This is a genomic window from Pannonibacter sp. XCT-53 (assembly GCF_009915765.1).
Lineage (GTDB): Bacteria > Pseudomonadota > Alphaproteobacteria > Rhizobiales > Stappiaceae > Pannonibacter > Pannonibacter tanglangensis.
Genome location: NZ_JAABLQ010000001.1, coordinates 125,784 through 137,352, shown reverse-complemented (window position 1 = coordinate 137,352; position 11,569 = coordinate 125,784). Strand labels below are relative to the sequence as shown.

At 67.3% G+C, this 11,569-nt stretch carries 9 protein-coding genes; 7 read left to right on the top strand and 2 right to left on the bottom strand.

Going from position 1 to position 11,569, the window contains the following annotated elements:
- Positions 1 to 173: 173 nt before the first annotated feature.
- The gene (locus GWI72_RS00605) at positions 174 to 1,436 is read right to left on the bottom strand and encodes a cysteine desulfurase-like protein (protein WP_161707483.1); all 1,263 of its coding nucleotides are present in this window, start codon (positions 1,434 to 1,436) and stop codon (positions 174 to 176) included.
- Between the two features lie 222 nt (positions 1,437 to 1,658).
- Between GWI72_RS00605 and GWI72_RS00600 the strand changes: the two genes are divergently transcribed.
- From GWI72_RS00600 to prmB, 7 genes are all read left to right on the top strand, one after another.
- Positions 1,659 to 2,348 (top strand): FadR/GntR family transcriptional regulator, encoded by a 690-nt coding sequence (locus GWI72_RS00600; RefSeq protein WP_161707481.1) that lies wholly within the window; start codon positions 1,659 to 1,661, stop codon positions 2,346 to 2,348.
- A gap of 145 nt (positions 2,349 to 2,493) precedes the next feature.
- On the top strand, positions 2,494 to 3,654 hold the full coding sequence (locus tag GWI72_RS00595) for an ABC transporter ATP-binding protein (RefSeq protein WP_161707479.1): 1,161 nt from the start codon (positions 2,494 to 2,496) through the stop codon (positions 3,652 to 3,654).
- Positions 3,647 to 4,588, top strand: coding sequence for a carbohydrate ABC transporter permease (locus tag GWI72_RS00590; protein ID WP_161707477.1), 942 nt, complete (start codon positions 3,647 to 3,649; stop codon positions 4,586 to 4,588). Before GWI72_RS00595 ends, GWI72_RS00590 begins: the two co-directional genes overlap by 8 nt.
- Positions 4,581 to 5,426, top strand: a complete 846-nt coding sequence (locus GWI72_RS00585; RefSeq protein WP_106754341.1) for a carbohydrate ABC transporter permease — start codon at positions 4,581 to 4,583, stop codon at positions 5,424 to 5,426. Before GWI72_RS00590 ends, GWI72_RS00585 begins: the two co-directional genes overlap by 8 nt.
- Before the next feature lie 40 nt (positions 5,427 to 5,466).
- A complete protein-coding gene (locus tag GWI72_RS00580; RefSeq protein WP_161676079.1) occupies positions 5,467 to 6,747 on the top strand; it encodes an ABC transporter substrate-binding protein in 1,281 nt (426 codons plus the stop codon).
- Positions 6,748 to 6,881: 134 nt separating this feature from the next.
- Entirely contained in the window at positions 6,882 to 7,727 is an 846-nt protein-coding gene (locus tag GWI72_RS00575; protein WP_161707475.1) for a metallophosphoesterase family protein, read from the top strand.
- A gap of 405 nt (positions 7,728 to 8,132) precedes the next feature.
- Complete coding sequence (gene prmB / locus GWI72_RS00570; RefSeq protein WP_161707473.1) at positions 8,133 to 9,092, top strand: 50S ribosomal protein L3 N(5)-glutamine methyltransferase; 960 nt, start codon at positions 8,133 to 8,135, stop codon at positions 9,090 to 9,092.
- Positions 9,093 to 9,128: 36 nt separating this feature from the next.
- On the opposite strand, the gene GWI72_RS00565 is transcribed toward prmB, so the two are convergent.
- Positions 9,129 to 11,480 (bottom strand): heavy metal translocating P-type ATPase, encoded by a 2,352-nt coding sequence (locus GWI72_RS00565; protein ID WP_161707471.1) that lies wholly within the window; start codon positions 11,478 to 11,480, stop codon positions 9,129 to 9,131.
- Positions 11,481 to 11,569: the final 89 nt, after the last annotated feature.

Below are 11,569 nucleotides of genomic sequence, written 5' to 3'. Positions count from 1 at the left end.
ACCTGCCCGTACGCCAAATCAGGTCGGGCCGGATGTTAGCCAAGCCCCATGCGGTGTGGAAGGGGCTGCCGGAGGGCGAAGCTTGCTCCCCCCAGTCCCCCCTCAATCGGGGAGAGGGGGCGGGGCCCGGCCGAGGCGACGGAATCCGGGCCGTCGGGGATATGACGCGACCGTCAGGCCGCCGTGGAGGCGGTGGCGGCGCCGAGGATGCGCTCGAAGGCGGCGGTCAGGTGATCGACCTCCTCGAGCCTGTTGTAATGGACCATGGAGACACGGACCATGCCGCCCTCCCCGGTCTCGCCAAGATATTCGGCAAGGCGGCGGGAGTGGAAGTCGCCGTGGCGGATGGCGATCTTCTCGTGGTCCATGGCGCGGCAGACCTCGCCGGAATCGCGGCCGTCGAAGCGGAAGGCAATGGTCGGGATGCGGGTGCCGTCGGCATTGGAGCGCTTGCCGATGATGCGGCAGTCGTTGCGCGCCCCGAGCCAGGCAAGCAGCCGGTCGGTGAGCGCATTCTCCTGGGCCGTGATGGCGGCAAAGGCGGCCGTGATCAGGCTGCGCGTGTCGCCGCTTGCCCCGGCGCGGCGGCCGACCTCGCTGAGGTAATCGACAATGCCGCAGACCGAATAGGCGAGTTCGTAGCAGGCGTTGCCCGGCTCCAGCTTCGCCGGCACTTTGTCCCTGGCGTAGAAGTAGTGATAGAGCGTGTCGAGCCCTTCCAGCAGTTCATAGCGGCCATACATCATGGCGTAATGCGGGCCGTAGGTCTTGTAGAGGCTGAAGACATAGTAGTCGGCATCGCAAGCCTGCACGTCGACCAGCCGGTGCGGCGCATAGGCAACCGCATCGACGCAGAGCAGCGCGCCGCGCGCGTGGACGAAATCGGCGATCTCGCGTACCGGATTGATGTGGCCGAGGATGTTGGACACGTGGGTGACGCAGACCATCTTCGTGCGCGCGCTCATCAGGGGCGCGAGATCGGCAAGGTCCAGCGTGAACGTGTCCTTGTTGAGCGGCCAGAACCGCACGACGACCCCGGCAGCCTGCAGCCGGTCCCAGGGACCGATGTTGGATTCGTGGTCGCTGACGGTGACGATGATCTCGTCGCCGGGCTGGAGCTGGCCCTGCATCGCCTTTGCAAGATTCTGCAGCAATTGCGTGGTGGAGGCACCAAAGACGATCTCTTCCGGCCGGCGGGCGTTGACCAGATGCATCGCTGCGGTGCGGGCTTCCAGCATGGCGGCAGCCGCGGCGAGCGAAACCTCGTAGGTGCCGCCGATCTGGACGTTCTTCTCGGTCAGGAAGGTGTTGATCCGCGCCAGCGCCGGGGCGCAGATCTGCGAGCCGCCGGCATTGTCGAAGAAGGTCCAGCCACGCGACAGGCCGGGGAACTGGCTGCGGACATGATCCACGTCCAGGGCAAGCGAAGAGGGCATTCCGGTTCCTCCAGGGGGGCAGTCTCGGGTGTTCGGACGCTGGACCGTGCTCTGCCTGCCTCTGGTCCGAACGAGGACGAAACCCGGTCAAGAACTGGTCAGACCAGTTAGTCCAGAGAAACACGGACGCTTTGCCTTCGCAAGACAGATCGTGCAAATAACGGAAAGGCATCGGCGGCCGGCGTGTCCTGCGCGGGGTCGATGCAGGGAGGACAGGCCGGAATGCTCACCAAGACCCTGCTGCCGCAGTCGGTGGCACGCGAGATCCAGACGATGATCCAGACCGGCGTGCTGAAGCCGGGCGAGAAGATCCCGTCGCAACGCGCATTCTCCCAGAAGTTCCGGGTCAGCCGTGCCTCCCTGCGCGAAGCCCTCCTGACGCTGGAAACCCTCGGGCTGATCAAGACGGAACCCGGCCGCGGCACCTTCGTCACGGGCGCCGGAGCCGGCGCCGGCGGCGCGATGGCCCCCTGGCGCTACGCCGACAGCTATTCGGTGTTCGACGTGTTCCAGACGCGGCTGATGCTGGAAGGCCAGATCGCGGCGCTGGCTGCAGGGCGTGTGGCCCAGACGCAGCTGGAGCAGATGGAAGAGGCGACGCGCCAGATGGAGGACTGCTGGGCGCGCCAGGATCTTCTGGCCAACGTGGAGGCGGATCTCGCCTTCCACGGCATCATCGTCTCGGCCTGCAGCAACACGATGCTGCGGGCGCTTTACCAGAATGTGCGCCAGCAGATCACCGAAACCCAGCGCCAGCCGATCCCGATCACCGACCCGGAGCGCATGCGCGAATCCATTGCCGAGCACAGGCGCATCATCGCGGCCCTTCGGGCTGGCGATGCAACCGCAGCTCGCCGGGAAATGGAAACCCATATCCGCAACACCGCCCGCTGCGCCGGCCTGGAGCCCTGACCGAACCGGCCTGAATCCTCGAACCGGCGAGCAACCGCAGGTTTGCAGGGCCGCCGGCCTTCATCGTTTCGCAACAATCGCGATGCACGCCCGTCATTGAAGCTCCGTATGAAGGCCCCGCGTCTGAACGCGGGGAAGCGGGGCCATGGCCGGGATCGTTGTCGAGAATGTTACGAAGTCCTTCGGGGACACGAAGGTCCTGCGCGGGGTGTCGCTGAGCGTCGCGGAGGGAGAATTCGTGTCGCTGGTCGGCCCGTCGGGCTGCGGCAAGACCACCTTGATGCGGATCATTGCCGGGCTGGAGACGGTCACATCCGGCGAGGTGTCGATCAGCGCGCGGCAGGTGACCCGTCTGCGCGCCGCCGACCGCGACGTGGCGATGGTGTTCCAGAATTACGCGCTCTATCCGCACCTGACCGTGCGCCAGAACATGGCCGTGCCACTGGTGATGCGCCGTCTGACGACAGCTGAGCGCCTGCCCTTTGCCGGCTACATCCTGCCCTCGGCCAAGACCAAGCGGGCAGACATCCAGACGGACGTCACCCGCGCGGCGGAGCTGCTGGCCATCGACGGGCTGATGGACCGCAAGCCGGCGCAGCTCTCCGGCGGCCAGCGCCAGCGCGTCGCCCTCGGCCGCGCCATCGTGCGCAAGCCCAGCGCCTTCCTGATGGACGAGCCGCTGTCGAACCTGGACGCGGCGCTGCGCGTGACCACAAGGACCGAGATCGTCGCGCTGCATCGCCGTGTCGGCGCTTCGACGGTCTATGTCACCCATGACCAGTCCGAAGCCATGACCATGTCGGACCGCATTGCGGTGATGATGCAAGGCGAGCTGCTGCAGGTGGCGACCCCGGAAGAGATTTACGCAAATCCGGTTGATCTGCGCGTTGCGCGTTTCATCGGTTCGCCGGCGATCAACCAGATTTCAGCTGACGTGACCGCATCCGGCGTCGTTGAGGTACAGGGCCAGCCGGTCGGGCTGGTGTCGCCGGCGCGCGGGCCCGTTGTCCTCACCATCCGCCCGGAAGACCTGACACTGGGGTCCGAGGGACTTGCCGGAACCGTCGAACACGTTGAATTCCTGGGCGAAAGCGTCCTGCTGCATGCAAGGCTTGGCGGCGGCGAGCTGGTGATCGCCCGCGTCGCCCCGTCGGACCGGGCGCATCTCGGCCTCGGCCAGCCGGTTAGGCTGGCACTGCGCCCGGACCGGGCGATGCTGTTTGCGACCAGCAACGAGCGCCTCGCCTGCGCGCCCTCGGACGACGTGGCCACCACGCCGGTGAACCGGGAGGCGGTGAATGGCTGACCTTGCGCTGACCTCCGGTCCGGCCGTGCCGCGCGAGGGTGTCGCCGCGCGGCAGACGCGCGGCTTCGGCACCATCCTCGTCGCCTGGATGCTGATGCTGCCGGCCATCGTCACCTATGTGCTGATGATCCTCTTGCCGCTCGTTGCCGTTCTGGCGCTGGCCTTCACCGACTATGAATTCGGTGCCCCTGGCTTCCGCTTCATCGGCCTCGACAACTTTGCCGAGATGCTGGGCGACCGGACCTTCGGCGCCTCGATCCGCAACACGCTCGTCTATTCGCTGTTCGTGGTGCCGCTGTCGATCGGCATCGCGCTGCTGCTGGCCGTGCTGATCGAGGCCGGCGCGCGCGGGCGGGCTTTCTTCCGGGCCGTGTTCTTCCTGCCGGTCGTGTCGCTGACGGTGGCCATGGCCACGGCCTGGCAGTATCTGCTGCATCCCTCAATCGGACCGCTGAACGCGGTGCTGCGCGATCTCGGCCTCGGCACGCCCAACTGGCTGGGTGCCTCCGAATGGGTGCTCGTGTCGCTGGGCTTCATCGGCGTCTGGGAAAACGTCGGCTTCAACCTGGTGCTGTTCCTCGCCGGACTGACCGCGATCCCGCGCGATCTTTATGCCGCCGCCGAAATCGACGGTGTGCGCAGCGGCTGGTCGAAATTCTGGCTGGTGACCTGGCCGATGCTGGGGCCGACGCTTCTCTTCGTGCTCATCATCACCATGACCCGGGCGATCCGCGTGTTCGACACGGTGCAGACCCTGACGCAGGGCGGACCGAACAACGCGTCCGAGGTGCTGCTGCGCACGATCTATCAGGAAGCCTTCCACTATTTCCGCTTCGGCTACTCGGCCGCCGTGACGCTGGTGTTCCTCGCCATCGTGCTGGCGCTGATGCTGGTCCAGACGCGGCTCATCGACCGGCGGGTGCATTATGGCTGAACCGAACGCAACGCGGTCCCTGACCGCCGACCTGCCGCGCCTGGCACTGCTGGGGCTGGCAGCCTTCATCGCGCTGGCGCCCTATCTCTGGATGATCTCGGTGTCGATGAAGCCGCAGAGCGAGGTCTTTGCCGCGTCGCTGGATCTCATCCCGAACGAGCTGGCCCTGATCGAGAATTACGGCAAGGTGCTGGAGCGGGTGCCGGTCGGCACCTACATCCTCAACGGCCTGATCGTCTGCTTCGGCATCCTGGTGTTCCAGATCCTGTTTGCCGTGCCGGCCGCCTATGCGCTGGCCAAGCTGAACTTCCCCGGCCGCGACATCGTCTTCGGCTTCGTCATGCTGGGCCTGCTGGTGCCCTACCAGACGACGGCGCTGCCGCTCTACATCGGCTTTGCCACCACGGGCCTGCTCGACACCTACACCGCGCTGATCGCCCCGTTCGTCTGTTCGGTGTTTGCGATCTTCCTGTTCCGCCAGTTCTTCCGCGCGCTGCCCGATGACCTGATCAACGCGGCGCGGATCGACGGCATGGGCGAGTTCTCCATCGTCTGGCGCGTGATCCTGCCCAACGCCTGGCCGGCTGCCACAGCCTTCGCGATCTTCTCCGTGGTGGCGCACTGGAACGACCTGTTCTGGCCGCTGGTGGTGGTGCAGAAGGGCGACCTCTACACCCCGGCCATGGGCATTCTCGCCTTCCGCAGTGTCGAGGCCGGCGAGGACTACGGCGCGCTGATGGCCGCCGCCCTGCTCGTCACCGCCCCGCTCGTCATCGCCTTCCTGTTTGCCCAGCGACGCTTCATCGAGGGCATCACCATGACCGGTCTCAAAGGCTAGGCCGGTCCTTTTCCCAAGGACGTGAACCATGAGCATCGAGATGAACATCACGCGCCGTCACACGCTCGCCCTCCTGGGCGGTGCGTCCGCAGGCCTCTTCATGCCGGCCATCGCCCGCGCCAATGTCACGGAAATCTCCGCGCATTATTCGATGCCGGCGATCTTCCAGCCGGCCCAGGAAGCCGTGCTCGCCGCCTTCTCGGCCAAGCATCCGGAGGTGAAGGTCACCTACGTCAACCCGACGCCGACCTATGAGGACGGCGCCCAGCTGCTGCTGCGCAACGCCACCACCGGCAACATGCCGGACGTGTCCTTCCAGGGCCTGAACCGCCTGCGCATGTTCGCCGAGCGCGGCATTGCCGTCGACCTCGCCCCGCTGCTGGCCCAGATGGGTGACCCGGCCGAATTCGGCTATTCCAAGCCGATCCTCGGCCTCGGCTTCCACGGCGGCATGCAGGCCGGCCTGCCCTTCGCCACCTCGAACCCGATCAGCTATTACAACGTCGACCTGTTCAAAAAGGCCGGCCTCAACCCGGACGCCTTCCCGACGACCTGGGACGGCGTGATCGAGCACGCGCAGAAGATCCGCGCCCTCGGCAATGGCGTCGACGGCATGTTCTTCCGCTGGCCGGGCGATGACTGGATGTTCTCCGCCCTGCTCTACGGCCATGGCGGCCGCATGCTGAACGAGGCCGAGACCGAAGTCGCCTTCAACGGTCCGGAAGGCCTCGCCGCCCTGACGCTGCTGGACCGCTTCGTCAAGGAAGGCGGCATGCCGAACTACGCCGGCACCGCTGACCTGCAGGCCTTTGCCGCCGGCCAGCTCGGCATGATGTTCCGCACCACCGCCCAGGTCCGCTCGATCGCCAACTCGGTCGGCACCAACTTCGAGATGCGCACCACCACCCTGCCGGTCATCGACCCGGTCAAGGGTCGCCTGCCGACCGGCGGCGCCGGTGCCATGATCACCACCAAGGATGCCGCCAAGCAGGAAGCCGCGTTCAAGTTCATCAAGTTCGCCACCTCGGCCGAGGGCACGACCCTGATGGTCAAGAACACCGGCTACGTGCCGTGCAACCAGATCGCCATCGACGACAGCAAGTATCTGGGTGAGTTCTATGCCCAGAACCCGCTGTTCCAGGCCGCGACCAAGCAGGTTCACCTGATGCAGCCGTGGTACGCCTTCCCGGGCCAGAACTCGGTGCGCGTGACCCAGGTGATGGTCGACAACCTCGCCCGCATCGTCGAGCAGAAGGCAACGCCGGAAGTCGTGCTCGCCGACATGGCGACGGAAGTCGCCAAGCTGATCCCGCGCAAGTAATCAGGTCAGCAGGCTGCGCGGCGGTCCCGTCGCGCAGCCTTCGCGCCTCATCGGCAGGCGCGCGTTCAACTGCCCCCCTTGTCCCCTGTCCCCTTCACCTCCAACTGCAGAAAAAAGACCCACAAGAGGATCCCATGACCATTCGCATCGCCCAGATTTCCGACACGCATCTGTCGCCGGAAAAGCCGTTCTTCCGGGAGAATTTCGACAAGATCGCGGAAAGCCTGCGCGACAGCCGGCCTGACCTCGTCCTCAACACCGGCGATCTGGCGCTGGATGGCGCCGATCACGAGGCAGATCTCGTCGAGGCTCGCGCCGCCCATGACAGCCTCGGGCTGGAGTGGCATGCCCTGCCCGGCAATCATGACGTGGGCGATCACCTCGATGTGGCCCGCCGCCAGCCGGTCAACGCCGCACGCCTCGAGCGCTACCGCTCGGTGTTCGGTCCCGACTGCTGGAGCCTCGATGTTCCGGGCTGGCGCCTCCTTGGCCTCAATGCCCTGACGCTCGGGCTGGATCTGGCCGGTGCGGCCGACCAGGAAATGCTGGTGCGCGATGCGGTGGCGGATCTCGGCGGCCGGTCGCTGGCGATCTTCCTGCACAAGCCGCTGATGGACGAGACCTACGAGGAAGACCTCGCCAGCAACCGTTTCACCACGAAGGGACCGCGCCAGAAGCTGCTGGCTGCACTCGGCAGCGTGACCCCGGCCCTGATTGCCTGCGGCCACGTGCACCAGTACCGCGACACGCTGGTCGCCGGCACGCGGCATATCTGGGCTCCGGCCACCTCCTTCATGATTTCCGATCCCTGGCAGCCCGGCTATGGCGTCAAGGCGGTCGGCTATGTCGAACATGCCTTCGAGGCCGACGGCAGCTTCTCGCACCGCCTCGTCGGCGTGCGCGGTCTGGTGCACCACGACCTCGCCAGCTACCCGGAAGCCTATGGCGACGTCCGCGCCTGGGGTCCGGGCAACGCCTGAGGGCGTGGGACGCGCAGACTGCTGTGTGCGGATGAGGCCCGCCGATCGGGGGGCCGGGGAAGCGCGATCCTGCATTGTCCGTCATCCCGGGTGCAGCGCAGCGAAGACCCGGGACCGGTGAGCCACGGCCCGGCCGCGTCGAGAACGCAGACATTTTTGAGACCTCGACTCTCCGGTCCCGGCTCGGCGCTTCGCTGGGCCGGGATGACGCCGGGAAGGGCTGGAGCTTTGGAACAGTCGAGCGGCTTCATCCGGGGAGAAGGCGCTGCGGCGAGCCGCCGGGCTGTGGCATTGATGCGTCAGATCTGCCCTCGCCCTTGCATTCTCCCGCGACTTGCACAACAACTCGCGCCGGGTCCGGGTGGCTGTCTCAAGGCGCATCCGGGCACTGAAAGGATGACCGAGATGCCGACCGCCGCCCCCACACCGATCCCTGGCCTTGCCATCGACCTGCGCCGCGACGTGGCGGAGATGGAGACCCTCAAGGACGTGCTGCGGCTGGCCGTCAGCGCCTTCGAGAGCGCCGACCTCTACTTCGGCCATGGCTCGTCGACCGCCCTGGACGAGGCGGTGTTCATCATCCTGGAGACGCTGCGCCTGCCCATCGACGACTTCAACACCTGGGCCGACGCCCGGCTCAGCGCGCATGAGAAGGCGTTGCTCGGCGAGCGGCTGGCGCTGCGCATCGAGAAGCGGTTGCCGGCAGCCTACATCACCGGCCGCAGCTACCTGCTCGGCGTGCCGTTCAGGTCGGATGCGCGGGCGCTGGTGCCGCGCTCCTACATCGCCGAACTGCTGCGTTCGCCCTTCTTTGACGGCTCCGACCCGGCGGTCAGCCTGATCGGCGATCCCGAAGAGGTCACGTCCGTTCTGGACCTGTGCACCGGCGGCGGCTCGCTGGCGATCTTCGCCGCCTATGCCTTCCCCAATGCCAGGGTGGATGCGGTCGACCTGTCGCCGGAAGCCTTGAGCCTTGCGGCGGAGAATGTCGCCGAGCACGGGCTGGAAGACCGCATCGAGCTGTTGCAGGGCAACCTGTTCGAGCCGGTGAAGGGCCGCACCTACGACCTGATCATCACCAACCCGCCCTATGTCCATCCGGACGTGATGGACGTGCTGCCGGACGAGTTCCGGCACGAGCCGGAACTGGCGCTGCATGGCGGCCATGACGGGCTGGATCTGGTGCGCGAGATCCTGGCCCGCTACCGCGACCACATGAACGAAGGCGGCGGCATCCTCTGCGAGATCGGCGAGGACCACGAGATCCTCGATGCGGATTTCCCGGAGCTGCCGTTCCTGTGGCTGGCGACGGAAGAATCGGATTCCGAGGTGTTCTGGCTGCCGGCCAGGCCGCAGTGGGGTTGAGGGGTGGGCTGAGGCCGGCACGACGGCCTCACGCGATCACCCCTCCTTGCCCGGGTCATAGGCCAGCAGGCGCAGCGCATTGAGCGTGACGAGGACGGTGGCGCCGGTGTCGGCGAGAATCGCCAGCCACAGCCCCGTCACCCCGAGCACGCTCGTCACCAGGAACACCGCCTTCAGTCCAAGCGCGATGGCGATGTTCTGGTGGATGTTGCCCATGGCCTTGCGCGCAAGGCGCAGGAGGCCGGCCACGTCGCCGACCCGGTCCCGCAGGATGGCGGCGTCGGCGGTTTCCAGTGCCACATCGGTGCCCGAGCCCATGGCAACGCCGACCGACGCCTGCGCCAGCGCGGGCGCATCGTTGATACCATCACCGACCATCATCACGCCGCCGTCAGAGGCCAGCTCCCGGATCGCGCGCACCTTGTCTTCCGGCATCAGCTCGGCCCGGACCGCGAGCCCGAGACCACCTGCGATGGCAGCAGCCGTGCGGGCGTTGTCGCCGGTGAGCATGACGGCCGCGACACCGAGCCCGTCCAGCTGGCGGATGCCGCTGCGCGCATCCTCGCGCGGTTCGTCGCGCAGCGCGACGAGGCCAAGAAGCTGACCATCCCGCAGGACACAGACGACCGTCTTGCCGTCGCCTTCGAGCCGGGTTGCCACTGCCTCGGCCGGACCGGACAGGACCTTCAGCTCCGCCGCATGACGGGGCGAAACCACCTGGACGTGCCGGCCTTCAACGGTCGCCTCGACACCCTTGCCGGCCATGGCGCGGCCACCTTCGGCGGCCGGAATGGCGAGGGATAGGGCTTGGGCCCGGGCGACGATGGCCTTTGCCAGCGGATGGGACGACCCGGCCTCCACGGCTGCGGCCGCCTGCAGCAACGCGGCATCATCGGCCCCGGCCACGGGCACAAGATCGACCACCTGCGGCCGGCCTTCCGTGAGGGTGCCTGTCTTGTCGAAGGTGACGGTGCGCACGCGGGCGAGCGCCTCGATCACCGCTCCCCCCTTCATCAGCAACCCGCGCCTTGCGCCGGCCGACAGGGCCGAGGCGATGGAGGCAGGCACGGAAATAACCAGCGCACAGGGGCAGCCGATGAGGAGCAGCGACAGGGCGCGATAGATCCAGGTGTCCCAGTCCGCGCCAGTGCCCAGCGGCGGCACAATGGCGACCAGCGCGGCAAGGCCGACGATGAAGGGCATGTAGTAGCGGCTGAAGCGGTCGATGAAGCGTTCGGTCGGCGCGCGGGCGCTTTCCGCCTCCTCGACCAGCTTGATGATGCGGGCGATGGTGTTGTCGGCGGCCGCGCGGGTGACCTCGACCTTGAGCAGGGCCTCGGTGTTGATCGAGCCGGCAAAGACCTCGTCGCCCGCGCCCTTCGTGCGCGGCACGCTCTCGCCGGTCACCGGACTTTCATCGACACCGGAGAGGCCGGAGCGGATGACGCCATCGGCGGGAACGCGGTCGCCGGGGCGGACCAGCACGATCTGGCCGGGCGCAAGGCTGTCGGCTGCCACCTCGCGGGTGCCCGTGGGCGTTTCCAGCAGGGCGGTTTTCGGGACGAGACGCGCCAGCGCCCGGATGCCCTCGCGGGCCCGGTCGGCAGCAACGCCTTCCAGCACCTCGCCGACAGCAAAGAGGAAGACCACGAGCGCCGCCTCTTCCGCCGCGCCGATCAGCAGCGCACCGGCTGCGGCGATGGTCATCAGCATCTCGATGGTGAAGGGCATGCCGGCCGAAAGCGCGGCAAAGGCTCTCCGGGCAACCGGCAGAACGCCGATGATGCAGGCGGCAACGAAGCCCCAGGCAGCCAGACCGGGCGACAGCACCAGATGCGCGCCCCAGGCCAGGCCGAGCAATGCGCCGGTCAGGACCACGAGCTTGCCCTTTGCTGTGCGGTGCCAGCGGCGGCGTGCGTCTGTGACGACAGGCGCGGTCCCCGTCATGGCCGCGTCCGGTCCGGGCCCCTGGTCATGCGTGTGGCGGGAACCGTGGTCGTGCGCATGGTGATGCCCATGGTCGTGCCCGTGATCGTGCCCGTGATCGTGCCCGTGATCGTGCCCGTGATCGTGCGGATGGTCGTCCTGCCGGTGCGCGCCATGGCCGCAGCCGCAGGGCTCCGCCAGGGCCGCAGGTGCCGGCGTCGAGGCGGCCGCGGGGCGCGCCGTGATGCCGTAGCCCAGGGCCGTCACCGCAGCCTCGACCCGCTCGCGCGGGGTCACGGTGGCGTCCAGGGTCAGCCGCAGCCGTTCGGTGATCAGCGTGACGTCCACCCCGCTCACCCCGGGCAGCCGCTCGACCGCCCCCTTCACCTTGCCGGCGCAGGACCCGCAGTCCATGCCGGTGACGGTCCATTCGCACAGGACCGGGTCAGTTGCCTTCGTCATGTCAGTCTCCTCGCCCAGCGGCGATCATGCGTCCTGACGATGGCGTAACATCTCTAGTCACTAGAGCTTCAAGAGGGAAAATGGGGCCT

Excerpts from the sequence above, each read along its gene's own strand:
- GWI72_RS00595 (WP_161707479.1), top strand. The coding sequence starts at position 2,494 with ATGGCCGGGATCGTTGTCGAGAATGTTACGAAGTCCTTCGGGGACACG.
- GWI72_RS00565 (WP_161707471.1), bottom strand. The coding sequence starts at position 11,480 with ATGACGAAGGCAACTGACCCGGTCCTGTGCGAATGGACCGTCACCGGC.
- GWI72_RS00575 (WP_161707475.1), top strand. The coding sequence starts at position 6,882 with ATGACCATTCGCATCGCCCAGATTTCCGACACGCATCTGTCGCCGGAA.
- GWI72_RS00585 (WP_106754341.1), top strand. The coding sequence starts at position 4,581 with ATGGCTGAACCGAACGCAACGCGGTCCCTGACCGCCGACCTGCCGCGC.
- GWI72_RS00600 (WP_161707481.1), top strand. The coding sequence starts at position 1,659 with ATGCTCACCAAGACCCTGCTGCCGCAGTCGGTGGCACGCGAGATCCAG.
- prmB (WP_161707473.1), top strand. The coding sequence starts at position 8,133 with ATGCCGACCGCCGCCCCCACACCGATCCCTGGCCTTGCCATCGACCTG.
- GWI72_RS00590 (WP_161707477.1), top strand. The coding sequence starts at position 3,647 with ATGGCTGACCTTGCGCTGACCTCCGGTCCGGCCGTGCCGCGCGAGGGT.
- GWI72_RS00605 (WP_161707483.1), bottom strand. The coding sequence starts at position 1,436 with ATGCCCTCTTCGCTTGCCCTGGACGTGGATCATGTCCGCAGCCAGTTC.
- GWI72_RS00580 (WP_161676079.1), top strand. The coding sequence starts at position 5,467 with ATGAACATCACGCGCCGTCACACGCTCGCCCTCCTGGGCGGTGCGTCC.